Raw genomic sequence first — 25,296 nt, forward strand, 5'->3', positions numbered from 1 at the left:
GGGTTCAGCCACGGGTACGCGGCAATGCCAGTTGCAATAACCGCTGCTCATTGGCTTCTTCCCGGGACAGCTCGCCGGTGATAGCGCCTTCACTCATGACCAGAATGCGATCGGAAATGCCCATGACCTCCATCAGGTCGCTGGACACTACGATGACCGCGATGCCGTCAGCGGCGAGGTTATGGATGATCTGATAGATCTCGGATTTCGCGCCGATGTCGATGCCACGGGTGGGCTCGTCCAGCAGCAGTACTTTCATCGGCATCGACAGCCAGCGGCCGAGAATGGCCTTCTGCTGATTGCCGCCCGACAGGAACAGCATCTGCTGCTCGGGCGAAGGCGTCTTGACGTTCATCGATTTGATCTGGTGCCTGGCGTTGTCACGCTCCCAGCGTCCCTGAATCAGGCAACCCAGGCTGACGTGCCGAGGCCGCGCGCCGATGTTGATGTTCTCGGCGACGCTGGACAGCGGCACGATGCCTTCTTTCTTGCGGTCCTCCGGGCACAGGAGAATGCCGGCGTCGATGGCGTCGCGCGGTGAACGCAGGTTCAGCGGCTTGCCCTCCAGTTGCAAAGTACCGGCCTGACTGCGCGTCAGCCCCGAGAGCATGCGAAACATCTCGGTCCGGCCGGCGCCGACCAGGCCGAAGAAGCCGAGGATCTCGCCCTTCTCCACCGCAAACGTCGCGGGCTCCTGCAAACCGGGGCCCATCAGCCCGGTCACGCGCAGGCTTGGCCCCTGGTGCTGACGCGGCCGATAGTTATAAATGTCCTGGATGTCGCGCCCGACCATGCAGGTCACCAGGCGATCATGGTCCAGATCGGCCATGTCCTCGAAGGTGCGCACGAAGCGTCCGTCCTTGAACACGGTCACGGCGTCACACACGCGGAAGATTTCTTCCATGCGGTGGGAAACGTAGAGAATGACCCGGCCCTCGTCACGCAGCCGGGTGATGATTGCCATCAAACGATCGATCTCGCGCGCCGACAGACTGCTGGTGGGTTCGTCGAACGCGATGACGTGGGCATTGCGCGACATGGCCTTGGCAATTTCCACCAGCTGCCGCTGCCCCAGGGAAAGATCACCCAGACGCGTATTCGGGTCGATCTCGTCGGCCAGGCCTTTGAGCAGCTCCCGCGCGCGCCGGACCATGGCCCGGCGGTTGATCATGCCCCAGCGATTGGGCATGTGACCGAGCAGCAGGTTTTCCGCCACCGACATTTCCGGGACCAGGTGCAGTTCCTGGTGAATCACGGCCACGCCGGCCGCGATGCTGTCGGCGGTGGATTTGAACGCCAGATGCTGGTCGCCGATCTGCAGATCGCCGCTGTTGGGCTGGTACGAACCGCCGAGAATCTTCAGCAGCGTCGATTTACCCGCGCCGTTCTCGCCCATCAGCGCGTGAACGCTGCCTGGCCGAGCTTCAAAATTGATGTCCGACAGCGCCTTCACCCCGGGAAAAGTCTTGCCGATCCCGTTGAAGCGCAGGCTGCCGCCAGGCTGAACCTGTTGTTGAACCGATGCCTGTTGCATGAACCACCTCCACCCCGCCCCACCCTTTGCGGATGGAACGGGGCCTTGCAGATATCCGCCTGAGAGCCAGGCGTCCCGACTCGACTGCCGCGCTTACTTGTACAGACCGATCTTGGTCAGCACTTCCTTGAAGTTGGCACGGGTGATCAGCGTCACGTCGTCCATCGCGGTGTATTTCGCAGGCTCTTTGCCGGTGGTGACCCACTCGTACATCTGCAGGGCGGTGTTGTAGCCCTCTTTGTCAGGGCTGGGCAGCATCGACCCGAAGAAGCCGCTTTCCTTCTTCTTCAGCTCGTCGATGGCGTCAGTACCATTGATGCCGATGCCGATCACGTTGGCCGCTGTGAAGCCGGCGCCAGCCGTCGCACGTACGCCGCCCAGCACCGTGTTGTCGTTCATGCCGCCGATGATGAGGTTCTTGGCGCCGCTTGGCAGTTTGGGCAGGGCCGCACCGGTGGAGTCCATGCTGCCAGGCACGTCGAGGGTTTTCTGCGGAGCGAAGAGGATATGGTCTTCAGGCATACCGGCTTTCTTCAACGCATCCACCGAACCGTCGGTGCGCTTCTTGCCAGTATCCAATTCGTTGTAGGTGTTGATGATCGCATAGGTTTCTTTCCAGTCCCACTTGCGATTCTTCGCTTCGTCGGCCATGGCCGCGCCCTGTTTCTGGCCGACTTCGAACGCCGCCATGCCCAGATACGGAACGTCCTCCATGAACTTGCCTTTGGCGTCGACAAAGCGGTCATCGACAGCCATGACTTTCAAACCATTCGCTTTGGCTTTGGCGACGATGGACGGGCCGAGGGATACATCAGGCGGGCAGATGACAAACCCTTTGGCGCCGTTGGCGGCAAGGCTGTCGATGGCGGAGAGGGTTTTTTCACCGTCGGGAACGGCGATTTTGATCACTTCGAAACCGTGGTCTTTACCGGCTTTCTCGGCAAACTGCCACTCGGTCTGGAACCAGGGCTCTTCAGCCTGCTTGACCAGAAAGCCGATCTTGACCTTCTCGGCGTCGGCGGCGGATACACCGGCGCTGATGCCCAGAATGGCGGTGGCAACAGCAGCACAGCACAGGGAACGAATCCCGTGGCGACTCAACATAGCTAACTCCTTATTTTTATTGACTAGCTACAGCGTTCAGCAGTGAGTGTCGGGGCGGTATGCAGGTGAAAACAGCGCAGGCCGCTCGACTGAAAACAGTCATATCATATTATCAATGAAGCCTATGTAACCGAGTGTCACACCTCACCGGCGCAGGGTTTGGGTCACCCCGCAAAGCGGTGCGAGGCCATTCCCTTGATGCCGATTTCCATCTGAATCACAGACCCGTCCAGCTCCAGCGCATCCTCTGCAGGCCGCGCGCTGGTCACAAATAAAGTGGTCATCTCAGGCCCGCCAAACACACAACTGGTGGGGTGACTGACCGGCAATTCGACGACCCGATCAACGCTGCCATCAGGGGCAAAGCGGATCAGGCAACCGCCTCCCCAGCGGGCGTTCCAGACGAAACCGTCTTCGTCCATCGCCGAGCCATCAGGTGCGCCGCGGGCATGCTCATGGGCCCAGACTTCGCGATCGCCCAGGGAGTCATCATCGTTGATCGGGTAACGATAGATCACACCGTCCAGGGTGTCGGCGGTCAGCACAGCAGAACCGTTTGCCGGCCAGACCAGGGTGTTGACGATGCCCTGCCCACCCAGCAAGGGCGCAACTGAGGCATCGCTGTCAACGAGGAAAAGTCCGCCCGACCGGCGCTCGATCGGCAAGTCGCCGCCCTGCTCGTCCAGATTGTTCTGCATCGTCCCCAGCCACAGCCGACCCTGCCGGTCGCAACGGGCTTCATTGGCACGGTTGCCCGGCACGGGGTCGGCGGCAATCAGCAGAGAAATAACAGGTTGACCAGAAGGGGAATCGAGGTCGAGACGATGGACGCCACTGGCGAGGGTGACCAGTGCGTCGCCCTGGGTGGTGGGTATGAAGGCAGAAACAGGTTCGCTGAACTGCCAGTGGGACAGCTGGCCTTCGCGCAAGCGCAACGCGCGGAAGCCGGCGATATCGACCCAGTACAGCGCCTGGTGGGTAGGGTCCCAGAATGGCCCTTCGGCCAGTTTGAAACGCTGGTCGCAGACCGGCAGCCATTTCATGGAAAATTTCCTGCTTATTATTATAGGTCCGTGAGCCACTCAAAAAGCTCACCTGTAAAACGTCTCACTCGGCCAGTCATGAGCTGCGCGACAGGGGTTGTTCCCGACAACGCGCAATCACTTCACCGGCGTTTTCAATCAGGCTCATGCAGGCCCACACACCCCTCGCCGAATCCCGGTTGGCGATGGCATCTGCCAGATTCTTGTGCAACGGCAAGGTTCTGCCCAGTTCTCCAGGCACCGCCGATGACACTTCGAACGAGATCGCCAGCAAAGCGCCCAGTGCCGGCAACATCTGTTCGATGAACTGGTTATGGCTCGCCGCTAACACCGCTTCATGGAAGTGTTGATCCGCAGCGTTGTAATCACTCGAGTCCGCCACACTGGCCGCAAGCCGCATATAAGCTGCCTGAATCCCGGCAATCTGCTCCGGTGTCGCCCTTTCACATGCCCAACGCACGGCCATCGGTTCTATGGCGCGCCTCAAATCCAGCAGGTCCAGCACAAAACTTTCCGGCAGCCCCTTCGCCGCCAGCCACCCCACCACTTGCGGGTCAAACAGATTCCAGCTGCGCACCGGCAATACCCGCGTGCCCACCTTGGGTCCGACTTCCAGCAATCCTTTAGCCACCAGTGTTTTGATGGCCTCGCGAATCACGGTACGACTGACACCGAATTCTTCACCCAACGCCGCCTCAACCTTTAGCGACTGCCCCGGCATCACATGGCCTTGAGCAATCCAGGCCCCCAGGCGGTCTACCGTAGACGCGTGAAAACTGCTGCTCATTGATCCGCCCCTGTTTGCGGTGTGTTCCGCAAAACGAGGCTAATGATCATACGATTAGGAGTCAAACGCCTGTACAGACAGACAATCCTGGGCTAGACCTTCCCGCATCGGAACGGACACTGCCTTTCGCCAAATAGTATTACAATTTATTTTTAAAGCGAGTGCTTTTGATCTATAACTCGAAATATCAGCGCCAGACGGCTCAAATAGTATGACCAATCACCGGATACTGCGCCGCCGAGCCGTCGCGACAGACGCCGCGATCAGAGCAACAAGGGTGCTGCCCTCGGGCAACGCCCGTGACAACGCCGATAGCAACACGCTGGTAAAACATGCCCATAAAAACAAAAGGATCGACGCAATGAGAAAGACGCTTATACCTGCCATAGGCTTGTCGCTGATGGCCGCCGCCCTGCAAGTGCACGCCGCCGGACTGTCCACCGAACACGGCGCTTTTGGCAAACTTGCCGATGGCACCCCGGTCGAGAAATACACCCTGCGCAACAGCCAGGGCATGCAGGCTACCGTGATCACTTACGGCGGCACGCTCCAGTCACTGCTGGTACCGGATAAGCACGGCAAGGCCGAGGACGTGGTCCTGGGCTTCGATGATGTGGATGGCTATGTCAACGGCACCGCGTTTTTCGGCGCTACCATCGGCCGCTTCGGCAATCGCCTGGCCGGCGGCAAGTTCACTCTGGATGGCAAGAGCTATCAAGTTCCGCTGAACGACAAGACCAACTCACTGCATGGCGGCCCGAAAGGCTTCGACAAGCAGATCTGGAAGGCTCAAGAGGTCAAGGACAAAGGCTCGGTCGGGGTCAAGCTGACGTACGTTTCGGTGGATGGCGAGATGGGTTTCCCCGGGACGCTGAAAACCGAAGTCACCTACAGCCTGAACGACAAGAACGAGTTGCGCATTCAGTACCACGCGACGACAGACAAACCGACCGTGCTCAACCTCACCAACCACAGCTACTTCAACCTGGCCGGCGCGGGTAACGGCGACATCCTTGATCAGGTGGCGGTGGTGCATGCTGGGCATTACACGCCGGTCAACGAGACGCTGATCCCGACCGGCGAGCTCCCGTCAGTGGCCGGCACACCGTTTGACTTCCTCAAGCCTGTCGCCTTCGGCAAGCGCATTCGTGAAGACAACCAGCAGCTCAAGTTTGCTGAAGCGACCCAAGGCGGCTACGACCACAACTGGGTGCTCGACACCAAGGGCAAACTGTCGAATCTGGCAGCGGACGTAGTCGATCCGAAGTCCGGGCGCCGCCTGCAGCTGTTCACCACCGAGCCTGGGGTCCAGCTGTACACGGGCAATTTCCTCGACGGCACTGTCAAAGGCAAGGGCGGCAAGATCTACCCGCACTGGGGCGCATTCACGCTGGAAACCCAGCACTACCCGGACTCGCCGAACCAACCTGCCTTTCCTTCCACCCGCCTGGACCCGGGCAAGGCCTACACCCAGACCACTGTGTTCAAATTCCTGAACAAGTAACCGTTTGAGTGTAAAAAACGGCGCGGCAGGATGACAAAAACGTCGTCGCTGCCGCGTCGGACAACGCTGCATGCAGCCAAGCCACCACTAAACCCCATTGAAACCGGGGCTATGCCATTCATTTGTAAGGGTGGACCACTGTTTGCCAATCGTTCTGTACTAAAGCTAACCGTTTGGCTTAGAAGGGAGATTTCGAGTGAATTTTCCCGGCGGTGACGACTCAGTTACAAAGTGAGTGACTGATAGGGAGGTTTGCAAGCGTGGGACAGTACAAGCATTTCAGAATCGATTATCTGCTGCACGGCAGCTACAAAAGCTTCTACATCAGCGCAGAAGGCATGGACAACGCATCAGCCTGGCACTGGGCTTCGGTGGATGCCGGGTTCGGCCAGATTCCCAAATACCGGTCGGACAGGGTCCCGAAAGTGACCAAGCCGAAAGCCGAGCAACTGGGTCTGACCGACGTTGAGTGGGCAGAGTCCTGATCATCCGATCAGGGCTTTTCACCCACGGACCCCTTCGCTGAACCGCATGAGTTATACCTTCGGAAACTTGCCTTGTCAGCGCGTCGAGATCGACGCGCTGACTGGCATCTGAAAGCCTGATCCCTCCCTCGATTGCTCCCCGCCCATTCCTGGCCTGTTCTCAATAGAATTCTGACGATTAACCTGCTGCGTCGGCGCCAGTGGCAAACCTGATCATTAAACGACCATTGCAGCTAAAGCCTTGCAACTACAGGCTTACAGAAACTTATCCACAGAGATATTCACGCTTTCCGTGGACAACTTTTTCAACGAAATGACGTTGACTTTATCGCCCTCCCCGGCCTAGCCAGCGCTCCAGAAAAGCCCCGGCCAGCCCGACGATTTCCTGCTTCAAGCAGCACTGAGCACCCTTGCCAGGGTTGCCTTGACCTTGCCGATTCCGTCGTGCAAAGCCTGCTCGATTTCCGCCATCGTGATGACCGCTGCAGACTTGCCCGCGGCCGGATTCACCACCAGCGCCAGGCAGGCATATTCCAGTTCAAGCTCACGTGCCAGGGCCGCTTCAGGCATGCCGGTCATGCCGACGATGTCGCAACCGTCGCGCTCCAGCCGTGCAATCTCGGCCACGGATTCCAGGCGCGGGCCCTGGGTGCAGGCGTACACGCCAAAGTCGCTGTGGGCGCACCCTTCAGCCGCCAGCGCAGCGATCAGTCGAGCCCGCAATGGCGCGCTGTAGGGAAAGCTGAAATCGATGTGGGTCACGTGCTCAAGATCATCGGCAAAGTAGGTGTGCTCGCGGCCACTGGTGTAATCCACCAGATCATGGGGCACGCAGAAATGGCCGGTGCCCATGTCGGGATGAATTCCGCCGACGGCGTTGACCGCCAGAATCGCTTCGGCCCCGGCCTGCTTCAGAGCCCAGATGTTGGCGCGGTAGTTGACCTTATGCGGCGGAAAGCGGTGCGGGTGCCCGTGACGGGCCAGAAACATCACCTCGCGGCCGGCGTATTCGCCGAGCTGAATATCGCCGGACGGCGCGCCGAAAGGGGTATTCACGGCCAGGGACTGACGGATCGTCAGGCCTTCCAGTTGGGTCAGGCCGGTGCCGCCGATAATCGCGTAAACAGTCATGGGGAATCCTTATTCGATCAATTGAGCAGCGCGCAAGGCGGTCAGCGCCGCCAGCCAGCGGGGGTGCTGCCGGTATTCGGTTGACGCCATGCCCTGGCCACGCATTCTGTGAAGTCGCGCCGCAGGAGGCGAAACCTGCAAGCGCTGCGCCGCGCTCAATGCCAACTCGGCCGCAGCGCGGTCGTTGCAGACCAACCCCATGTCGCAACCTGCGGTGAGGGCCGCCTCGATGCGGCTGGCGGCATCACCCACCACATGGGCGCCGGCCATCGACAGGTCATCGCTGAAGATCACGCCATCGAAGCCCAGCTCGCCGCGCAGGATGTCCTGCAGCCAGCGACGGGAGAAGCCCGCCGGCTGTGAGTCGATCTGGGGATAGATGACGTGGGCAGGCATGACCGCTGCCAGGTGTTTGCTCAAGCGCTGAAAAGGCACCAGGTCGTTGGCGCGGATTGTTTCCAGACTGCGCTCGTCATGGGGGATAGCCACATGGGAGTCAGCCTCGGCCCAGCCATGCCCGGGAAAGTGCTTGCCCGTGGCGGCCATGCCGGCCGCATTCATGCCCCGGATAAAAGCGCCCGCCAGTACCGCAGCCCGCTCGGGGTCGCCTTCGAACGACCGGGTGCCAACGACTGCACTGCGTTGATAGTCCAGATCCAGCACCGGCGCAAAGCTGAGGTCCAGCCCCACCGCCAGCACTTCGGTTGCCATCAGCCAGCCGCAATGCTCAGCCAGGCTTTCTGCATTCGGATGACCGGCAATGGCGCGCATCGCCGGCAGCCGCACAAAACCCTGGCGCAGGCGCTGTACCCGGCCGCCCTCTTGATCGACAGCGAGCAGCAGCTCGGGACGAATGGCGCGAATGGACGCGCAGAGCTCACGAACCTGCCGTGGGCTCTCGATGTTACGGGCGAAAATGATCAGGCCGCCCACTTCGGGCTGACGCAGAAACTGACGGTCTTCGGAGGTCAGCCAGGTACCGGCGACATCCACCATCAGGGAGCCTTGCAGGCCAGAACTCATAGGAAGATCCTTCAACAACCAATGCTCAGGCCGGCATGGTGAGGGATCGCAGGATGTGATGCAAATTCCGCCACCGCCGGCCGGTGGCGCGCCTCAGGCCTTGGCAGGCACCGGCGCCGAACTTTTGGTCCGGGGCCGAAGTTGCGCGGTGAGCATGGCGTTGTCGGTAACTCCGGTTTCCGCACGCATACCGGCCGCCAGAAACGGCACCATCAGGCGCATGACCTGCTCAATGGACGTGTTGACACCGAAATCGGTCTCCGCGATAGCGCGCAACGCCTTGATGCCGGACATGCTGAAAGCCGCAGCGCCCAGCATGAAGTGGACCCGCCAGAACAGCTCGATGGGTGGAATGCGCGGCGCCGCCTCGTTGACCAGCAGCATGTAACGACGGAACACCTTGCCGTACATGTCCTCGAGATAGCGCCGCAGGTGGCCTTGGCTCTGGCTGAACGCAAGGCCCAGCAGGCGCATGAAAATGGACAGGTCATTACCGCTGCGCGGCTGAACGACCATCGCCTGCTCGACAAGGATCTCAAGCAGCTCTTCAAGGGTGGGTTTGTTTTCAGGCTTGGCCTGGCGGCGTTCAAGCTCGCGGTCAAGACTGATGCAGAACGGCCCGAGGAATCGGGAGAACACCGCCTGGATCAGGGCCTTCTTTGAACCGAAGTGATAGTTCACCGCCGCCAGATTGACCGACGCCTTGCTGGTTATCAGCCGCAACGAGGTTTCGGCAAAACCTTTCTCGGCAAACAGCTGCTCCGCTGCATCGAGAATTCGTTCAACTGTTTCCGACTGAGCCATGGTTCAACGCCTGACGAACAAGTGTTTGAAACATACGTTTCATACACCGCACTGTCAACCCTGAGCGTCCGCTTTGCGGCCATGCAGTCACGGGCATTTAACCATACAAACCGGGGCCTGTAGCCATTGATGGCATTGGCTGAGTGCAGGCGCGGCGAAAAGGACCATTGCCAAGACCCAAGCACTGTATATAATCCCAGTCACTGTATAAAAAGCCAGAGCGATGCACATGATCAAACTGACGTCACGCCAAGCCGAGATTCTGGACTTCATCAAGCGCTGCCTCGAAGACAACGGCTATCCGCCGACCCGCGCCGAGATCGCTCAGGAGCTGGGCTTCAAATCGCCCAATGCTGCCGAAGAACACCTGAAAGCGCTGGCCCGCAAAGGCGCCATCGAAATGACCCCGGGCGCCTCCCGCGGCATTCGTATCCCCGGCTTCGAAGCCAAACCCGATGACAGTGGCCTGCCGATCATTGGCCGCGTCGCAGCGGGCGCGCCGATCCTGGCCCAGCAGCACATCGAAGAATCCCTCGCCATCAACCCCGCCTTCTTTCACCCGAGTGCAGACTACCTGCTGCGGGTACACGGGATGAGCATGAAAGACGTCGGGATTCTCGACGGCGACCTGCTGGCCGTCCACACCACCCGCGAAGCACGCAACGGCCAGATCGTTGTGGCGCGGATCGGTGACGAGGTCACAGTGAAACGCTTCAAGCGGGAGGGCAACAAGGTCTGGCTGCTGGCCGAAAACGCCGACTTCGCACCGATCGAAGTGAATCTCAAAGATCAGGATCTCGTCATTGAAGGCTTGAGCGTCGGCGTGATACGTCGATAAGGAGAACATAGATGCAGCTCCCACAGACACCGCAACAACATGCACAACTGCCACTGTTCGAAGCATTCATGGCGCCCGGCATGCCAATGCTCGACGTCCCGCTGTTGCAGGTCCCGACCCTGGCAGAGATTGCCGAGTCGCCCTGGAGCAACGAACCGGAAGCCTTTAGTGAATTGTCATTGCGCGGCGCTGCCGGGAACTGCCTCAACCTGCTGGCTCCGATCCTGCGTGAGTTGAGTGAAGACACCAATGACCGCTGGCTGACGCTGGTAGCACCGCCTGCCAGTGTGACTCAGGCGTGGCTGCGTGACGCCGGTCTGAACCGGGAACGTATTATTCTGATGCACCCGCGCGGAACCCAAAGCGCGCTGGAACTGACCCGTGAGGTCTTGCGCCTGGGCCGCAGCCATACGGTGGTCAGCTGGATCAATCCAATCTCAGGCAGTGCGCGCCAGCAACTGGCAAGCGCTGCACGTAGCGGCGATGCACAGAGCCTCAACATTCGGCTGGGCTGAGCACGTCGGCAGAGCTGTTCGGGGTATTCAGAGCGTGTAGGCGCTTCTTGCGAATCGAGAAGCGAGACAGCGTTTGAGCGAGTTGCAGATTGAGAAGATCAATGCAGCACGCGCGGCCCTTCTTCATCCTTGGTCAACTCACCTTCGGCCAGACGGCCTGCCATCTGCACACCGACACTGAGCATCGCCTTGGCGACTTCGACGTGTTGCCCCTGCAAGAACGCCTTGGCGTCTTCCGAAAAATTCAGGGTGACGAGCGATCCTTCATCTTCAGCGCGGCGCAGTTCGATGCGGCCGTCAGGCAGTTCAACAATTTCCAGAAACGAAGTTGGCATCAGGACAGTTCTCCACGAAAGGCCGGCATTGTAACAGCCAGATGACTCAGTCCCTAGCCCATCGATCATTCCGTATCAGCACTCGCTAAGACCTTCTCTGAACCGAATGGCCAGCCCTTTGAGCTGCTGACGCCAGCTTTCCATCTCTTCGCGCGTCAGTGCCTGCTCAGGCTCTTCCTCCGCCCCCACGGCGATGATCAGTGGCTGAGTGACGTCACCCTTGGGTTTGCGCGGCGCACGCGGTGGCATGAACAACGCGTGGTAGGACGCCAGCAGTTGTGCCAACCAGGTTTCGCGGTGCTGAGCGAGTTCCACCAATTCGCCCATTTCCGGAATGGCGATAGCTTCCAGTACTTTTGGCGAGAGCAGGTCCTCGGCACGCGGAGTGCTGGCCTGTGGCAGCCGATAGTAGCCGGCGATTTCATGACACAACCCCAGCAAGGCGCCGTAGAGATGAAAGATCGCTGATTCACGTTCAGCCTGCTCAAGCCCCTGGGCGTTCATCGCGCGGCTGTCCCTGGCCTTCGCCATCGCCTCCAGCGCGAGGCCTGCAAAGAAAATCTTCTGATTGGTGCGGGTATAGAGTTCGTGAGCCATGACAGCGGCCTCTGTAGAGATGGGTGGATCGAAGCGTGAATACAGCCAGTCGATCGCAGACAAAAAAATCCCTCGGGGCGCGCGAGCACACCGAGGGATTCTTTTAACGCAAAGCGCCGGAGCTGACCAGCCGGATCGAGATCAAACGATCAACGCTTGTCCTCGACCTTCCACTTGCCGCCGTCGTAGAACGCACGCCAGCCTGTAGGCTTGCCCTCCACTTCGGTCTGCACGTACTGCTCCTTGGACTTGCGGCTGTAGCGGATCACCGAGGGACGACCGTCGGGGTCTTTCTTCGGCGCGTCACACAGGAAGTGATACTTCGGATCGATCTCGTCCTTGTGCGGCGCGATCTCCATCACCAGCGGTGCACGGGTCTCGCGGTTTTTCGGGAACTGGCTGGCCGCCAGGAACAACCCCGAAGCACCATCGCGCAGGATGTAGGTGTCGTCGACCTTGTCGCACTTGAGCTCCGGCATCTTCACCGGGTCCATCTTCGGCGGCGCCGCTTCACCGCTTTTCAGCAGCTTGCGGGTGTTCTTGCAGTTGGTGCAGCCGAAGAACTTGCCGAAACGGCCGGTCTTTAGCTGCATTTCGCCGCCGCACTTGTCGCACTCGACGCTCGGGCCTTCGTAGCCCTTGATGCGATACGTGCCCTCTTCGATCTCGTAACCCGAGCAATCCGGGTTGTTGCCGCAGATGTGCAGCTTGTGCTTCTCATCCAGCAGGTACGCATCCATGGCGGTGCTGCAAATCGGGCAGCGATGCTTGCCACGCAGTACGCGGGATTCGGACTCGCCCTCATCGTCGTCGGCAATTTCGTCGCCCGGCGTGAGGTTGACCGTGGCCTTGCAGCGCTCTTTCGGCGGCAGGCTGTAGCCCGAGCAACCGAGGAACACGCCGGTGGACGCGGTACGAATCTGCATCGGGCGGCCGCAGACCTTGCACGGGATGTCAGTCATCACCGGCTGGTTGGCGCGCATGCCGCTGTCAGGTGCTTCGGCCACTTCGAGTTTCTTTTTGAAGTCGCCGTAGAACTCGTCAAGAACGTTCTTCCAGTCGCGTTGGCCGTGGGCCACGTCGTCGAGGTTCTCTTCCATGCCGGCGGTAAAGCCGTAGTCCATCAGGTTCGAGAAGCTTTCGGACAGACGCTCGGTGACGATGTCACCCATCTTTTCGGAATAGAAACGACGGTTGTGCAGAGCCACATAACCGCGGTCCTGAATCGTCGAGATGATCGCCGCATAGGTCGATGGACGACCGATGCCGCGTTTTTCCATTTCCTTGACCAGGCTCGCTTCCGAGTAACGCGCAGGCGGCTTGGTGAAATGCTGGCTTGGATCGAGCTTGATCAGCTTCAGCTTATCGCCCTGAGCCATGTCCGGCAGTACGTCGTCATCGCCCGGCTTGCTCATTTGTGGCAGCACGCGGGTATAACCGTCGAACTTCAGGATGCGGCCCTTGGCGCGCAGCTCGAAGTCACCGGCCGCGACGCTGACGGTGGTCGACAGGTATTGTGCAGGCGGCATCTGGCAGGCCACGAACTGGCGCCAGATCAGCTCGTACAGACGCTCGGCGTCACGCTCCATGCCGGTCAGCTTGCTTGGGTGCGTGTTGACATCGGAGGGACGAATCGCTTCGTGAGCCTCTTGCGCGCCTTCCTTGCTGCTGTAGACGATCGGCGATTCCGGCAGGTACTTCTTGCCGAACTCGGTTTCGATGTAGGTGCGGGCCATGGCCACGGCGTCAGCCGACAGGTTGGTCGAGTCCGTACGCATGTAGGTGATGTAGCCGGCTTCGTACAGCCGCTGGGCCATCATCATGGTTTTCTTCACGCCGTAGCCCAGGCGGTTGCTCGCGGCCTGTTGCAGTGTGGACGTGATGAACGGCGCAGACGGCTTGCTGCTGGTGGGTTTGTCTTCACGCTTGCTGATGCTGTAGGCCGAGGCCTTGAGCTTCTCCACCGCCGCCATGGCGGTCGCCTCGTTCAGCGGCTTGAAAGCTTCGCCTTTTTCACGGGCGACTTCGAAGCGAACGTTGGCGCCTTTGGCGGTGCCGAGGTCCGCGTGGATCTCCCAGTACTCTTCCGGATTGAACGCGCGGATTTCACGCTCGCGCTCCACAACGAGTTTCACTGCCACGGACTGCACACGGCCGGCCGACAGACCACGAGCGATCTTCTGCCACAGCAGCGGCGACACCATGTAGCCGACGACGCGGTCGAGGAAACGGCGTGCCTGCTGGGCATTGACACGGTCGATGTCGAGCTCGCCCGGTTTGGAGAAGGCTTCCTGAATGGCTTTCTTGGTGATCTCGTTGAAGACCACGCGCTTGTAGCGCGCATCGTCGCCACCAATGGCTTCGCGCAGGTGCCAGGCAATGGCTTCCCCTTCGCGGTCCAAGTCCGTCGCGAGATAGATGGTGTCGGCGTCTTTGGCCAGGCGGCGCAATTCGTCGATCACCTTCTCTTTGCCGGGAAGGATTTCGTACTTGGCTTTCCAGCCGTGCTCCGGATCGACACCCATGCGCGCCACGAGCTGGCGCTTGGCCTTTTCCTTGGGCGACAGCGCGGGCGCTTCGGCCACGGCCTTGCCCCGCTTCGCAGCAGGCTCTTTGGAGGCGCTAGCCGAACCGCTGGTGGGCAGGTCTCGGATATGGCCGATACTCGACTTCACCACGTACTGGTTGCCCAGGTACTTGTTGATGGTCTTGGCCTTAGCCGGGGATTCCACAATGACCAGCGATTTGCCCATGGATCGGAAAATTCCTAATGCAAGTAAAAAAGACGTCAGAGCCGTCGAGGCCCCGCTATATATAGTGGCTGAAAGGTGAGGTCAAGCAATGCTGCTGCCAGGTCCTGCTTCAGGGCCGGGGAAAAAGATCCGGTTCGGCCTGAACCAAAGCAAAGCGCGGCACTTGCTCGCCGTCAACCTCAACTGACTGCAGAAACATGCTCAAAGGGCGTACCCACAGGCCGTATTCGCCGTACAGCGCTTGATAGCACACCACTTCTTCTTCGGTCTCCGAATGCCGCGCGACACCGATAACACGGTATTCAGGGCCTTTGTAGTGACGGTAGAGACCTGGCTGTAGCGGCATGCGGGAAACCTCGGGTGTGACTGGAAAAAAAGTGGCGAAAATACATTTCCGGAAAAAAACAAAAGCCGGGGCACCAGGCCCCGGCTCGCACACTGACACCGTTAAAACTAAACGCGTTCGAACACGGTGGTGATGCCCTGACCCAGACCGATGCACATGGTGGCAACACCCAGGGTGCCGCCATTCTGCTTCATCACGTTGAGCAAGGTGCCGGAAATCCGCGCCCCGGAGCAACCGAACGGGTGACCCAAGGCGATGGCGCCGCCGTGCAGGTTAACCTTCTCGTCCATCTTGTCGAGTACTTTCAAATCTTTCAGCACCGGCAGGGCCTGTGCAGCGAAAGCTTCGTTGAGCTCGAAGTAGTCGATATCGGCGATGCTCAGCCCTGCACGCTTGAGCGCTTTCTGGGTCGCCGGAACCGGCCCGTAACCCATGATTGCGGGGTCGACACCGGCTACTGCCATCGAGCGGATCACCGCCAGCGGCTGGATGCCGAGGTCCATGGCGCGCTGGCCGGACATGACAATCATGCACGAAGCACCGTCGGTGATTTGTGACGAGGTGCCGGCCGTGACCGTACCGCCCTTGGGGTTGAACGCAGGCTTGAGGGCGGCCAGGCTTTCCAGCGTCGTCTCCGGACGAATGGTCTCGTCGAAGTCGAACATCTTCAGGAAACCGTTCTCGTCGTAGCCCTGCATCGGGATGATTTCGTCTTTGAACTTCCCTTCCAGCGTGGCTTTCTGCGCCAGCTTGTGGGAGCGCACACCGAACGCATCCTGAGCCTCACGGGTGATGCCGTGCATTTTGCCCAGCATTTCGGCGGTCAGGCCCATCATCCCGGACGCTTTGGCGGCGTACAGCGACATGTGCGGGTTCGGGTCGACACCGTGCATCATGCCGACGTGACCCATGTGCTCGACACCGCCGATGACGAAGACGTCACCGTTGTTGCTCATGATGGCCTGCGCCGCAGTGTGCAACGCGCTCATGGAGGAACCGCACAGGCGGCTGACCGTCTGCGCAGCGGAGGTGTGCGGAATCTGCGTCATCAGCGACGCCATGCGCGCGATGTTCCAGCCCTGCTCCAGGGTCTGGTTGACGCAGCCCCAGATCACATCCTCGACTTCCGCCGGATCGATCTTGTTATTGCGTTCCAGCAGTTTGCTGATCAGGTGCGCCGACATGTCTTCGGCGCGGGTATTGCGGTGCATGCCACCCTTGGAGCGGCCCATCGGTGTGCGACCGAAGTCGACAATCACGACGTCTCTCGGATTCAAGCTCATATCTTCACCTGTTCGTTGGGCACTTAGCCAAAGAAGCGTTGGCCGGTCTTGGCCATTTCACGCAGCTTCGCAGTGGGGTGGTACAGAGCGCCCAGATCAGCGTATTGGTCAGCCAGGGCAACGAATTCAGCGACACCGATCGAGTCGATGTAGCGCAGCGCGCCACCACGGAACGGAGGGAAGCCGATGCCGTAGATCAGGCCCATGTCGGCCTCGGCCGCCGTGTCGACGATGCCGTCTTCCAGGCAACGCACGGTCTCAAGGCAGAGCGGGATCATCATCCAGTTGATGATGTCTTCGTCGCTGACTTCACGCTGCTCGTAGATCACCGGCTTGAGCACTTCCAGCACGGAAGCGTCGACCACTTTCTTCGGCTTGCCCTGCTTATCGGTCTCGTAGACGTAGAAGCCCTTGCCGTTCTTCTGACCGAGGCGATTGGCGTCGTACAAGGCGTCGACCGCGGTGCGGCGATCGTCCTTCATGCGGTCAGGGAAGCCTTCAGCCATGACGTCGCGACCGTGGTGGCCGGTGTCGATGCCGACCACGTCCATCAGGTACGCCGGGCCCATTGGCCAGCCGAATTTTTCCATGACCTTGTCGATGCGCACGAAGTCCACACCGGCGCTGACCAGCTTGGCGAAACCGCCGAAGTACGGGAACAGGATGCGGTTGACCAGGAAGCCCGGGCAGTCGTTGACCACGATCGGGTTCTTGCCCATCTTCTTGGCGTAAGCCACGGTGGTCGCCACGGCGACTTCGCTGGACTTCTCGCCACGGATGACTTCGACCAGCGGCATCATGTGCACCGGGTTGAAGAAGTGCATGCCGACGAAGTTTTCCGGGCGCTTGAGGGCCTTGGCCAGCAAGCTGATGGAGATCGTCGAGGTGTTGGAAGCGAGGATAGTGTCTTCACCCACCTGCCCTTCCACTTCGGCCAGCACGGCCTGCTTGACCTTCGGGTTCTCGACCACGGCTTCGACAACCAGGTCGACAGTGCCGAAATCGCCGTAGGACAGCGTAGGACGAATCGCATTGAGCGCTTCAGCCATCTTCGCGGTGGTCAAACGGCCTTTTTCGACGCGCTTGCCCAACAGCTTCGATGCTTCGCCCAGGCCCAGTGCGATGGCTTCTTCACGGATGTCCTTCATCAGGATCGGCGTGCCTTTGACCGCCGACTGATAAGCGATGCCGCCGCCCATGATGCCGGCGCCCAATACGGCAGCCTGCTTCACGTCCTTGGCGACCTGGTCGTAGACCTTGGCTTTCTTTTTCAGCTCCTGATCGTTCAGGAACAGACCGATCAGGCTCGCAGCGGCCGAGGTCTTGGCCATCTTCACGAAACCGGCCGCTTCCACTTCCAGCGCTTTATCGCGACCGAAATTGGCGGCTTTCTGGATGGTCTTGATCGCTTCGACCGGCGCCGGGTAGTTCGGGCCAGCCTGGCCTGCCACGAAACCCTTGGCGGTTTCGAAAGCCATCATTTGCTCGATGGCGTTGAGCTTGAGCTTGTCCAGCTTGGGCTGGCGCCTGGCCTTGAAATCGAACTCGCCGGAGATGGCGCGTTTGATCAGGTCCAGTGCAGCTTCCTGCAGTTTGCCCGGAGCAACCACTGCGTCGACGGCGCCCACTTTCAGTGCGTCTTCGGCGCTGTTGTCTTTGCCGGACGCGATCCACTCGACGGCATTATCGACACCGATCAGACGCGGCAGGCGGACCGTGCCGCCGAAGCCAGGATAGATGCCGAGTTTGACTTCAGGCAGGCCAACCTTGGCGGTGGCGGACATCACGCGGAAGTCAGCCGCCAGGCACATTTCCAGACCGCCGCCCAGCGCGATGCCGTTGATGGCAGCGAGGGTCGGTACGTTGAGGTCTTCGAAGGCGCTGAAGATTTTGTTGGCTTCGAGGTTGCCGGCGACGAGTTCAGCGTCCGGCAGCTTGAAGTTATCGACGAACTCGGTGATGTCGGCGCCGACGATGAACACGTCCTTGGCGCTGGTGACGATAACGCCCTTGATCGAGCTGTCGGCCTTGATGGCTTCGATGGCCTGACTGAGGTCGTTGAGGGTGAGACGATTGAACTTGTTGACGGACTCACCCTTGAGGTCGAACTGAAGTTCGACGATGCCACTTTCAAGAGCCTTAACCGTGATGGCTTTACCTTCGTAAATCATCAACTGATCTCCACGATATGGAAGCTGAACAATACGCGTCAGACGCTGAGATCCGGCGCTATGCACGACGTTGCCGTCGAGGCGAAAACACCAAACGCCAGTCACCCCGTCGACGCGATTCGAGCGTCTGTCAGAGCGTTCCTGCGGCAAACGCTCAATTCATACGCCCGTTTGATTTGGGTGCGGCTACCTTCTGCCATATTCCAGCAATTGTCAATTCAGCAGACAGCGGGCAAAACCGGCAAATCGCAGGTAAAAGGCGCGCCTGATGCAGGGCCATTCAAGACAATGATTGCCTTGCTGATAGCCGCCACTGATCAAGGACTGGCGCCTGGAGGGGGCTTGGCATGAGGGGAATAAAAAGCCACGTGTCAGCAGACAAATGCACCATTAAGGTCTACATTCAGCGCACTGCGCATCAAGACGGGTCGTTAGACCGCTGTCAGACTGGCGCGATTGACCCGGTCGCGGCATTGCACCGCCCGCACCTGAATTACGGCCTGCCTGGCCAACCCCGGCCCGATGTTGTTATCGGGCTTTTTTAATGCCCGCGATTCGGGCACAGGGATGGGTTACGCCAACGCCTTCAGCACTGCTGCAATGTGCTGCAATACTTCTGGCTCGCCACGCTCGGCCCAGTAAACCGCAATCAGCTGCTTGCCCGCTTCGACCTTGTAGACGTCGGCCGGCAGCTTCATGAACTGCTCGAGCAGGCGCGGGTCCTCACACGGCTCGCGCCATTGATTAACCCACATGCCCGCCTCCATCTGCCAGTACACCCAGACATCGGGCGCCCGCGCGGTACGTGGACGGTGATACTGCGGGCACGGACTCGGTGGCTCGGTGGGCAACCAATGCGGCCACTCCTGGGGGATCAGCTGCATGGCCAGGCCCATGCGCCGCGCCTGCATGCGCATGGCCATTCTGCCGCTCTGCGAGCGCGAGGGACGCAGCCAGACCAGCGGACTTAAAACCACCGCAATGATTGACAGGATGATCCACACCGTCATATTTGTACGCCCCCCGCCGCGGCCAGCGGCGGGTGAACCACATCGGCGTGCCAGAGGCGCGTGAAAAGAGACATAATCAAAACCATCGCAAACCTCAGAAGGAACACCCCATGTCCTATGAACATATCCTGGTAGCCGTGGACCTCACTGAAGAGTGCGATCCGGTCATCAAACGAGCCATGGCGCTGGCGCTGGCCGGCGGCTCGAAGCTTTCCCTGGTCCACATCGTCGAACCCATGGCAATGGCCTTCGGGGGCGACGTTCCGATGGACCTGTCGCAACTGCAGCAACAGCAGTTCGATCAGGCCAAGGAAAAGCTGGAAAAGCTAAAACTGAAATACCCTGACGTAAAAACCGGCGACAGTCATCTGACCTACGGACAGCCGCGTCAGGAAATTCACAACCTGGCGAAGGAACACCACGTCGACCTGATCGTTGTCGGCAGCCATGGCCGCCACGGCCTCTCGCTGCTGCTCGGCTCGACCGCCAACGACGTGCTGCACGGCGCACCGTGCGACGTGCTGGCCGTACGACTGGCCAAGCGCGTGGACTGATCCAGGCCTGAAAACAAAAGCCCGGCCCTTGAAAAAGGACCGGGCTTTTTTATTGCCGCAGGTGACCGATCACTCGTCCAGCTCGGCCCAACGCTCGAGCAGTGCGTCCAGCTCGCCTTGCAGGCTTTCCAGCTGCGCCATTACGGCCGTGGTTTGCTCCGCAGGACGCTGATAGAAACCGGCCTCGGCCATCTCGGCAGTGAGGGCGGCCATTTGCGCTTCCACGCCGTCGATTTGCGCAGGCAGTGCTTCCAGCTCGCGTTGCAGCTTATAGCTGAGCTTCTTTTTTGCGACCGGCATTTCTGCCGCTGCGACGGGTGCTGCCTGAACCACAGCAGTAGCCAGTTCGGACTTGCCAGATTTGCTGTCGGTGACGCCCAGCAGACGCGGCGAGCCGCCCTGACGAATCCAGTCCTGATAGCCACCGACGAATTCGCGGACCTTGCCCTCGCCTTCGAACACCAGGGTGCTGGTGACGACGTTGTCGAGGAATGCCCGGTCGTGGCTGACCATCAGCACGGTGCCCTTGAAGGTCAACAGCACTTCTTCAAGGAGTTCGAGGGTCTCGACGTCCAGATCGTTGGTCGGTTCGTCGAGGACCAGCAGGTTGGCCGGCTTGCTGAACAGTTTAGCAAGCAGCAGACGCGCGCGCTCACCACCCGACAACGCCTTGACCGGCGTGCGAGCCCGCTGCGGGCTGAACAGGAAATCGCCGAGGTAGCTGAGGACGTGACGGCTCTGGCCGTCGATGTCGATGAAGTCGCGCCCTTCGGCCACGTTGTCGATCACGGTCTTTTCCAGATCGAGCTGGTGACGCAACTGGTCGAAATAGGCGACGTCCAGACGGGTGCCGACTTCCACTTTGCCGCTGGTGGGCTGAAGGTTATCGAGCATCAGCTTGAGCAGCGTGGTCTTGCCGGTACCGTTGGCGCCGAGCAGACCGATGCGGTCTTCGCGCTGCAGGACCATGGAGAAGTCCTTGATCAGCATCGGGCCGCCCGGGTGAGCGAAGCTGACGTTGTCGAGCACCATCACCTGCTTGCCGGATTTGTCCGCCGTGTCGAGCTGGATATTGGCCTTGCCGGTGCGTTCGCGACGGTCGCTGCGCTCAACGCGCAATGCCTTCAGGGCACGCACGCGGCCTTCGTTACGGGTACGACGGGCCTTGATGCCCTGACGAATCCATACTTCTTCCTGGGCCAGACGCTTGTCGAACAGCGCGTTGGCGGTTTCTTCCGCCGCGAGCATGGCTTCCTTGTGCACCAGGAAGCTGGCGTAGTCGCCGTCCCAGTCGATCAGGCCGCCACGGTCGAGTTCGAGAATGCGCGTGGCAAGGTTTTGCAGGAAGGAACGGTCGTGGGTGATGAACAACACCGCGCCCTGGAATTCCTTCAATGCTTCTTCGAGCCAGGCAATCGCGCCGATGTCGAGGTGGTTGGTCGGTTCGTCGAGCATCAGCAGATCAGGCTCGGAAACCAGCGCCTGGGCCAGCAACACGCGACGACGCCAGCCACCGGACAGTTCGGCGAGGGTCTTGTCGGCCGGCAGTTGCAGACGGCTGAGGGTGCTGTCCACCAACTGCTGCAGGCGCCAGCCGTCACGCGCTTCGAGGTCCGACTGCACGTGCATCAGCTTGTCGAGGTCTTCGGCGGTGACGATGTTCTGGCTCAGGTGGTGGTATTGAGCGAGCAGCTCGCCCACGCCATCCAGGCCTTCGGCAACGACATCAAAAACGGTACGGCCGTCAGCAACCGGCAACTCCTGGGGCAGCTCGCCGATCTTGAGGCCGGGGGCGCGCCAGACATTGCCGTCGTCGGGCATCTGAATGCCTTTGACGAGCTTCAACATGCTGGACTTGCCAGTGCCGTTGCGGCCAATGATGCAGACCCGCTCACCACGGGCGATCTGCCAGGACACCTTGTCCAACAACGGCATGGCGCCGAACGCAAGGGACACATCGCTGAATTTGAGCAGGGTCATGAGCTTCTCCAAAAACCGGGCGCGCATTCTACCTGAGATAACCCGGCACAGGGGCGGCTAATCGATGACAGGAACTCGTCCGGACCGGGTGGTCGGCCGATTGCAGGCCTCGGTTTGTTTCCATCTATCACGACGGGCGAGGCAGCGCTTCAACCCGCGCGGGCAACAGGCTAAGCTAGCCGCACTTTTCACGATGCATCTGCACGGAAGTCTCATGCGCAGTCGTTTCTTCAGCCTTTTGTCCTGCCTGCTTCTGTCGGCCACCGCCGCCCAGTCCGTCCAAGCGGTCGATCTCACCACCCAGCGTCAGTATTACGATGAAGCCAAACGTGCGTTGGCCAAGGGCGACGGCGGCCCTTATCGGACGTATGCCGCGGCGCTGGCGGATTACCCCCTCGAGCCTTACCTGGCGTACGACGAACTCACCGCACGCCTGAACAGCGCGAGCAACGAAGAAATCGAAAAGTTCTTCGCCGAGCATGGCGACCTGCCGCAAGCGAACTATATGAAGCTGCGCTGGCTGCGACTGCTGGCTTCACGCGGTGACTGGCAGCCCTTCGTCAAGTATTACGACCCCAAGCTGAATTTCGTCGAGCTCGACTGTCTTTATGGCTCTTATCAGCTCGGTCACAACCAGCGCGCTGAGGGCTATGCCAACGCCGAGAAAACCTGGATGACAGGCAAGACGCTGCCAGCGGCCTGCGACACGTTCTTCACCCAGTGGGCGGTCGAAGGACAGCTCACCGAGCAGAAAAGGTGGCAGCGCGCCAAGCTCGCCGCCCAAGGGCGCAACTACGCACTGGCCAATCAGCTGGTCAACAGCATGACCACCCTCGCGCCCCAGGGCCGTTTGCTGATCGCCGTGGCGCAGAAGCCGGAAATGGTCAACAACCAGGGCCAGTTCATGCCGGCCGACGAGGCCATGTCCGATGTGGTCGGGCTGGGTCTGCGTCGCTTGGCCAAGCAGGACCCGCAGCGGGCGATGGAGCTGCTCGACAGCTACGCACCGGTGCTGCATTTCTCCCACGAAGAACAGGTTCAGATCGCCAAGGAAATCGGCCTGACCCTCGCCCGCAGTTATGACGGCCGCGCCCTTGAGGTCATGACCAAATACGACCCCGACCTGCGCGACAACACTGTTACCGAATGGCGCCTGCGCCTGTTGCTGCGACTGGGTCGCTGGAGTGACGCCTATGAACTGACCCGCCGTCTGCCCCAGGACCTCGCCACCACGAATCGCTGGCGTTACTGGCAGGCCCGCTCCCTGGAACTGGCCCAGCCCAACAGCCCGCTGCTGCCGGGGTTGTACAAGGCGGTGGCGAAGGAACGTGATTTCTATGGCTTCCTTGCCGCCGACCGCACCCAGACGCCGTACATGCTCAACAACAAGCCGCTGGTGCTGAGTCAGGCGCTGATGACCAAGGTGCGAAACACCCCGGGCGTGCGCCGTGCACTGGAGTTCTATGATCGCGGGCAGATCGTCGACGGCCGCCGCGAGTGGTACCACGTCACCCGTCGCTTCAGCCGGGACGAAATGGTTGCCCAGGCCAGGCTGGCGTACGACATGCACTGGTACTTCCCGGCCATCCGCACCATCAGCCAGGCGCAGTACTGGGACGACCTCGACATCCGTTTCCCGATGGCCCACCGCGACACCCTGGTGCGTGAAGCGCAGGTCCGCGGGTTGCATTCGAGCTGGGTGTTTGCGATCACGCGACAGGAAAGTGCCTTCATGGACGATGCCCGCTCCGGCGTCGGTGCTGCAGGCTTGATGCAACTGATGCCTGCCACCGCCAAAGAGACCGCTCGCAAATTCAGTATTCCCCTGGCCTCGCCGGCGCAGGTGCTTGATCCGGACAAGAACATCCAGCTCGGCGCCGCCTACCTGAGCCAGGTCCATGCGCAGTTCAACGGCAACCGGGTGCTGGCTTCGGCAGCTTATAACGCGGGCCCTGGTCGTGTACGTCAGTGGTTGCGAGGCGCCAATCACCTGGCCTTTGACGTCTGGGTCGAGAGCATTCCGTTCGACGAGACCCGCCAGTACGTGCAGAACGTGCTGTCGTACGCGGTGATCTACGGCCAGAAGCTCAACTCACCGCAGCCGCTGGTGGACTGGCATGAACGGTTTTTTGATGATTTGTAAAAGACGGGAGTCGGGCTGGGGTTGCAGCCCATTGCACTGGCCATCGGGGCCAGATGAACCTGTGGGAGCGTCAGCAACGGCAGTGTTGTCTGAGCCGGCGCATTCGCGGGCAAGCGCGCTCCTACAATGAGTAGGCGTTAAACCCCGAGTTTGTGCTGTATGTAAATCTGTAGGAGCCGGCTTGCTGGCGAATGCGTTGGGTCAGGCGCTGCAGCAGTGAATGTTCAACCGCGTTCGCCAGCAAGCCGGCTCCTTGTATCTCGACTTTGTCTTCACAGAAGGTAAAGTTCTCGACTGATCATCGAGGGAAAGGCGTGAAGACGACCGGCTCCTAGTGGCGTTATAGCCTGCGAAGTAGATCCATTCTCCGCCTTTCCAACCTCACTCATTGAGCTCGTACGATATCTAGAGCCACGTTGTGAGCTCGCATTTACAAGGTCGAAGCCGAGTGACGCGATGATTGATCTTCAGTTGAAAAGGAGAACAGCATGTCTGCATTCGTTGGCGTTGACATGGCCAAGAATACGTTTGATGTTGCGACGCCGTTGGACAATGGCAAGCACCGCACCAAGGGCAAGTTGAGCAATGATGCCAAGGGGTTTGCCGAGTTTGAGTCCTGGCTTCAGAAGCACGCCACACCGGATGCGCTGATAGTCATTGAGGCCACGGGTAACTACCACGAAGCGCTGGCAGATTTCCTTTTTCAAAAGGGATATCGGCTTCATATCGCGAACCCAGCCACCACCGCCGCTCATGCCAAGTCGGAGTTGTCACGCAACAAGACTGACAAAACCGATGCCAAACTCATCTCCGATTTCGCCATGCAGAAGCATCGCAAGCTGCGGCTTTGGGTGCCTGAGCCACAGTCGCGGCGCCGTCTGAGGGCGTTGGTCCGCCGTCTGGAAGATCTCAACGAGATCCGTCAGATGGAGAAAAACCGCCTGGAAGTTGCCAGCCCGAACGTCGTAACGTCGATCGAATCGGTGATTGCTCATGTCTCGGAAGAAATCACCGAAACCGAAAAAGCGATCAAGCAACACATCGACGATGATCCTGACCTGCGCGGCAAGAGCGAGTTGATGACCTCGATTGATGGCATAGGCGAGAAAACTGCTGCGCTGATCCTCGCGGAACTGGGTGACCCTTTGGATTACGAGGGACCGAAAAAGCTCTCTGCTTTCGCTGGATTATCGCCCAGACAGGACCGTTCTGGAGGTTACGTGGGTGCAACCCGCATTAGCCGAACCGGCTCGTCGCGGCTCAGGGGCGGCCTTTACATGCCCGCGATCGTAGGAATTCAACACAATGAGGTGCTGAGCGAGTTCGCCAAGAGATTGAAGGCGAACGGAAAGGCTC

23 protein-coding genes are annotated in these 25,296 nt (G+C 60.1%); 8 read left to right on the forward strand and 15 right to left on the reverse strand.

The features are described 5' to 3' along the window. Positions 1-4: 4 nt before the first annotated feature. The 4 genes from araG to BMY98_RS04520 form a co-directional block, all read right to left on the reverse strand. Complete coding sequence (gene araG / locus BMY98_RS04505; RefSeq protein ID WP_074885257.1) at positions 5-1,534, reverse strand: L-arabinose ABC transporter ATP-binding protein AraG; 1,530 nt, start codon at positions 1,532-1,534, stop codon at positions 5-7. A 93-nt stretch (positions 1,535-1,627) separates the two neighbouring features. Then, complete coding sequence (locus BMY98_RS04510; protein ID WP_074885260.1) at positions 1,628-2,638, reverse strand: substrate-binding domain-containing protein; 1,011 nt, start codon at positions 2,636-2,638, stop codon at positions 1,628-1,630. Between the two features lie 164 nt (positions 2,639-2,802). Continuing rightward, complete coding sequence (locus tag BMY98_RS04515; RefSeq protein ID WP_074885263.1) at positions 2,803-3,681, reverse strand: SMP-30/gluconolactonase/LRE family protein; 879 nt, start codon at positions 3,679-3,681, stop codon at positions 2,803-2,805. Positions 3,682-3,757: 76 nt separating this feature from the next. Continuing rightward, complete coding sequence (locus BMY98_RS04520) at positions 3,758-4,468, reverse strand: FadR/GntR family transcriptional regulator (protein ID WP_074885266.1); 711 nt, start codon at positions 4,466-4,468, stop codon at positions 3,758-3,760. A gap of 361 nt (positions 4,469-4,829) precedes the next feature. Between BMY98_RS04520 and BMY98_RS04525 the strand changes: the two genes are divergently transcribed. Then, on the forward strand, positions 4,830-5,972 hold the full coding sequence (locus BMY98_RS04525; RefSeq protein ID WP_074885269.1) for an aldose epimerase family protein: 1,143 nt from the start codon (positions 4,830-4,832) through the stop codon (positions 5,970-5,972). Between the two features lie 260 nt (positions 5,973-6,232). Further along, positions 6,233-6,457: a DUF6555 family protein gene (locus tag BMY98_RS04530; protein ID WP_074885272.1), complete on the forward strand. Its 225-nt coding sequence runs from the start codon at positions 6,233-6,235 to the stop codon at positions 6,455-6,457. Positions 6,458-6,847: 390 nt separating this feature from the next. On the opposite strand, the gene BMY98_RS04535 is transcribed toward BMY98_RS04530, so the two are convergent. From BMY98_RS04535 to BMY98_RS04545, 3 genes are all read right to left on the reverse strand, one after another. Continuing rightward, positions 6,848-7,588, reverse strand: a complete 741-nt coding sequence (locus BMY98_RS04535; protein ID WP_074885275.1) for an S-methyl-5'-thioinosine phosphorylase — start codon at positions 7,586-7,588, stop codon at positions 6,848-6,850. Between the two features lie 9 nt (positions 7,589-7,597). Next, positions 7,598-8,599, reverse strand: a complete 1,002-nt coding sequence (nagZ, locus tag BMY98_RS04540; RefSeq protein ID WP_175514144.1) for a beta-N-acetylhexosaminidase — start codon at positions 8,597-8,599, stop codon at positions 7,598-7,600. 105 nt (positions 8,600-8,704) lie between these two features. Continuing rightward, positions 8,705-9,415: a TetR/AcrR family transcriptional regulator gene (locus BMY98_RS04545; protein WP_074885281.1), complete on the reverse strand. Its 711-nt coding sequence runs from the start codon at positions 9,413-9,415 to the stop codon at positions 8,705-8,707. Positions 9,416-9,644: 229 nt separating this feature from the next. On the opposite strand from BMY98_RS04545, the gene lexA reads away from it, so the two are divergent. Together lexA and sulA are read left to right on the forward strand one after the other, a co-directional pair. Beyond that, positions 9,645-10,253 carry a transcriptional repressor LexA gene (gene lexA / locus BMY98_RS04550; protein WP_065988571.1) on the forward strand — a complete coding sequence of 203 codons (609 nt, stop codon included), beginning with the start codon at positions 9,645-9,647 and terminating at the stop codon, positions 10,251-10,253. Between the two features lie 11 nt (positions 10,254-10,264). After that, the gene (gene sulA, locus BMY98_RS04555; RefSeq protein WP_074885284.1) at positions 10,265-10,768 is read left to right on the forward strand and encodes an SOS-induced cell division inhibitor SulA; all 504 of its coding nucleotides are present in this window, start codon (positions 10,265-10,267) and stop codon (positions 10,766-10,768) included. A gap of 98 nt (positions 10,769-10,866) precedes the next feature. Here the strand turns inward: sulA and BMY98_RS04560 are convergent, their stop codons facing one another. The 6 genes from BMY98_RS04560 to fadB all read right to left on the reverse strand — a co-directional run bounded on the left by BMY98_RS04560 (position 10,867) and on the right by fadB (position 18,253). Further along, entirely contained in the window at positions 10,867-11,103 is a 237-nt protein-coding gene (locus BMY98_RS04560) for a hypothetical protein (RefSeq protein ID WP_037011193.1), read from the reverse strand. A 75-nt stretch (positions 11,104-11,178) separates the two neighbouring features. After that, positions 11,179-11,700: a DUF6586 family protein gene (locus BMY98_RS04565; protein ID WP_074885288.1), complete on the reverse strand. Its 522-nt coding sequence runs from the start codon at positions 11,698-11,700 to the stop codon at positions 11,179-11,181. Positions 11,701-11,849: 149 nt separating this feature from the next. Then, positions 11,850-14,453, reverse strand: coding sequence for a type I DNA topoisomerase (gene topA / locus BMY98_RS04570; RefSeq protein ID WP_074885291.1), 2,604 nt, complete (start codon positions 14,451-14,453; stop codon positions 11,850-11,852). 109 nt (positions 14,454-14,562) lie between these two features. Further along, positions 14,563-14,799, reverse strand: a complete 237-nt coding sequence (locus BMY98_RS04575; RefSeq protein WP_065988576.1) for a DUF1653 domain-containing protein — start codon at positions 14,797-14,799, stop codon at positions 14,563-14,565. A 107-nt stretch (positions 14,800-14,906) separates the two neighbouring features. Then, positions 14,907-16,082: an acetyl-CoA C-acyltransferase FadA gene (gene fadA, locus BMY98_RS04580; RefSeq protein ID WP_074885294.1), complete on the reverse strand. Its 1,176-nt coding sequence runs from the start codon at positions 16,080-16,082 to the stop codon at positions 14,907-14,909. Positions 16,083-16,105: 23 nt separating this feature from the next. Next, positions 16,106-18,253 (reverse strand): fatty acid oxidation complex subunit alpha FadB, encoded by a 2,148-nt coding sequence (fadB, locus tag BMY98_RS04585; protein WP_074885297.1) that lies wholly within the window; start codon positions 18,251-18,253, stop codon positions 16,106-16,108. Between the two features lie 60 nt (positions 18,254-18,313). Between fadB and BMY98_RS04590 the strand changes: the two genes are divergently transcribed. Beyond that, entirely contained in the window at positions 18,314-18,604 is a 291-nt protein-coding gene (locus BMY98_RS04590) for a hypothetical protein (RefSeq protein ID WP_074885300.1), read from the forward strand. A gap of 221 nt (positions 18,605-18,825) precedes the next feature. On the opposite strand, the gene BMY98_RS04600 is transcribed toward BMY98_RS04590, so the two are convergent. Next, positions 18,826-19,263, reverse strand: a complete 438-nt coding sequence (locus BMY98_RS04600; RefSeq protein WP_074885307.1) for a hypothetical protein — start codon at positions 19,261-19,263, stop codon at positions 18,826-18,828. A 110-nt stretch (positions 19,264-19,373) separates the two neighbouring features. Here BMY98_RS04600 and BMY98_RS04605 point away from each other — a divergent pair, with 110 nt between their 5' ends. Next, a complete protein-coding gene (locus tag BMY98_RS04605; protein ID WP_074885310.1) occupies positions 19,374-19,817 on the forward strand; it encodes a universal stress protein in 444 nt (147 codons plus the stop codon). A 69-nt stretch (positions 19,818-19,886) separates the two neighbouring features. Here the strand turns inward: BMY98_RS04605 and BMY98_RS04610 are convergent, their stop codons facing one another. Further along, entirely contained in the window at positions 19,887-21,797 is a 1,911-nt protein-coding gene (locus BMY98_RS04610; protein WP_074885313.1) for an ATP-binding cassette domain-containing protein, read from the reverse strand. A 214-nt stretch (positions 21,798-22,011) separates the two neighbouring features. Here BMY98_RS04610 and BMY98_RS04615 point away from each other — a divergent pair, with 214 nt between their 5' ends. Together BMY98_RS04615 and BMY98_RS04620 are read left to right on the forward strand one after the other, a co-directional pair. Further along, entirely contained in the window at positions 22,012-23,940 is a 1,929-nt protein-coding gene (locus BMY98_RS04615; RefSeq protein ID WP_074885317.1) for a transglycosylase SLT domain-containing protein, read from the forward strand. A 488-nt stretch (positions 23,941-24,428) separates the two neighbouring features. Further along, a partial coding sequence (locus BMY98_RS04620) for an IS110 family RNA-guided transposase (RefSeq protein WP_074885320.1) occupies positions 24,429-25,296 on the forward strand: 868 nt, incomplete at its 3' end.

This window comes from Pseudomonas graminis, assembly GCF_900111735.1.
Lineage (GTDB): Bacteria > Pseudomonadota > Gammaproteobacteria > Pseudomonadales > Pseudomonadaceae > Aquipseudomonas > Aquipseudomonas graminis.

What these genes read in the sequence shown, in the direction of transcription:
- araG (WP_074885257.1), bottom strand. Translation starts at nt 1,534, where the DNA reads ATGCAACAGGCATCGGTTCAACAACAGGTTCAGCCTGGCGGCAGCCTG.
- BMY98_RS04510 (WP_074885260.1), bottom strand. Translation starts at nt 2,638, where the DNA reads ATGTTGAGTCGCCACGGGATTCGTTCCCTGTGCTGTGCTGCTGTTGCC.
- BMY98_RS04515 (WP_074885263.1), bottom strand. Translation starts at nt 3,681, where the DNA reads ATGAAATGGCTGCCGGTCTGCGACCAGCGTTTCAAACTGGCCGAAGGG.
- BMY98_RS04520 (WP_074885266.1), bottom strand. Translation starts at nt 4,468, where the DNA reads ATGAGCAGCAGTTTTCACGCGTCTACGGTAGACCGCCTGGGGGCCTGG.
- BMY98_RS04525 (WP_074885269.1), top strand. Translation starts at nt 4,830, where the DNA reads ATGAGAAAGACGCTTATACCTGCCATAGGCTTGTCGCTGATGGCCGCC.
- BMY98_RS04535 (WP_074885275.1), bottom strand. Translation starts at nt 7,588, where the DNA reads ATGACTGTTTACGCGATTATCGGCGGCACCGGCCTGACCCAACTGGAA.
- BMY98_RS04545 (WP_074885281.1), bottom strand. Translation starts at nt 9,415, where the DNA reads ATGGCTCAGTCGGAAACAGTTGAACGAATTCTCGATGCAGCGGAGCAG.
- lexA (WP_065988571.1), top strand. Translation starts at nt 9,645, where the DNA reads ATGATCAAACTGACGTCACGCCAAGCCGAGATTCTGGACTTCATCAAG.
- sulA (WP_074885284.1), top strand. Translation starts at nt 10,265, where the DNA reads ATGCAGCTCCCACAGACACCGCAACAACATGCACAACTGCCACTGTTC.
- BMY98_RS04560 (WP_037011193.1), bottom strand. Translation starts at nt 11,103, where the DNA reads ATGCCAACTTCGTTTCTGGAAATTGTTGAACTGCCTGACGGCCGCATC.
- BMY98_RS04565 (WP_074885288.1), bottom strand. Translation starts at nt 11,700, where the DNA reads ATGGCTCACGAACTCTATACCCGCACCAATCAGAAGATTTTCTTTGCA.
- topA (WP_074885291.1), bottom strand. Translation starts at nt 14,453, where the DNA reads ATGGGCAAATCGCTGGTCATTGTGGAATCCCCGGCTAAGGCCAAGACC.
- BMY98_RS04575 (WP_065988576.1), bottom strand. Translation starts at nt 14,799, where the DNA reads ATGCCGCTACAGCCAGGTCTCTACCGTCACTACAAAGGCCCTGAATAC.
- fadA (WP_074885294.1), bottom strand. Translation starts at nt 16,082, where the DNA reads ATGAGCTTGAATCCGAGAGACGTCGTGATTGTCGACTTCGGTCGCACA.
- fadB (WP_074885297.1), bottom strand. Translation starts at nt 18,253, where the DNA reads ATGATTTACGAAGGTAAAGCCATCACGGTTAAGGCTCTTGAAAGTGGC.
- BMY98_RS04590 (WP_074885300.1), top strand. Translation starts at nt 18,314, where the DNA reads ATGCACGACGTTGCCGTCGAGGCGAAAACACCAAACGCCAGTCACCCC.
- BMY98_RS04600 (WP_074885307.1), bottom strand. Translation starts at nt 19,263, where the DNA reads ATGACGGTGTGGATCATCCTGTCAATCATTGCGGTGGTTTTAAGTCCG.
- BMY98_RS04605 (WP_074885310.1), top strand. Translation starts at nt 19,374, where the DNA reads ATGTCCTATGAACATATCCTGGTAGCCGTGGACCTCACTGAAGAGTGC.
- BMY98_RS04610 (WP_074885313.1), bottom strand. Translation starts at nt 21,797, where the DNA reads ATGACCCTGCTCAAATTCAGCGATGTGTCCCTTGCGTTCGGCGCCATG.
- BMY98_RS04615 (WP_074885317.1), top strand. Translation starts at nt 22,012, where the DNA reads ATGCGCAGTCGTTTCTTCAGCCTTTTGTCCTGCCTGCTTCTGTCGGCC.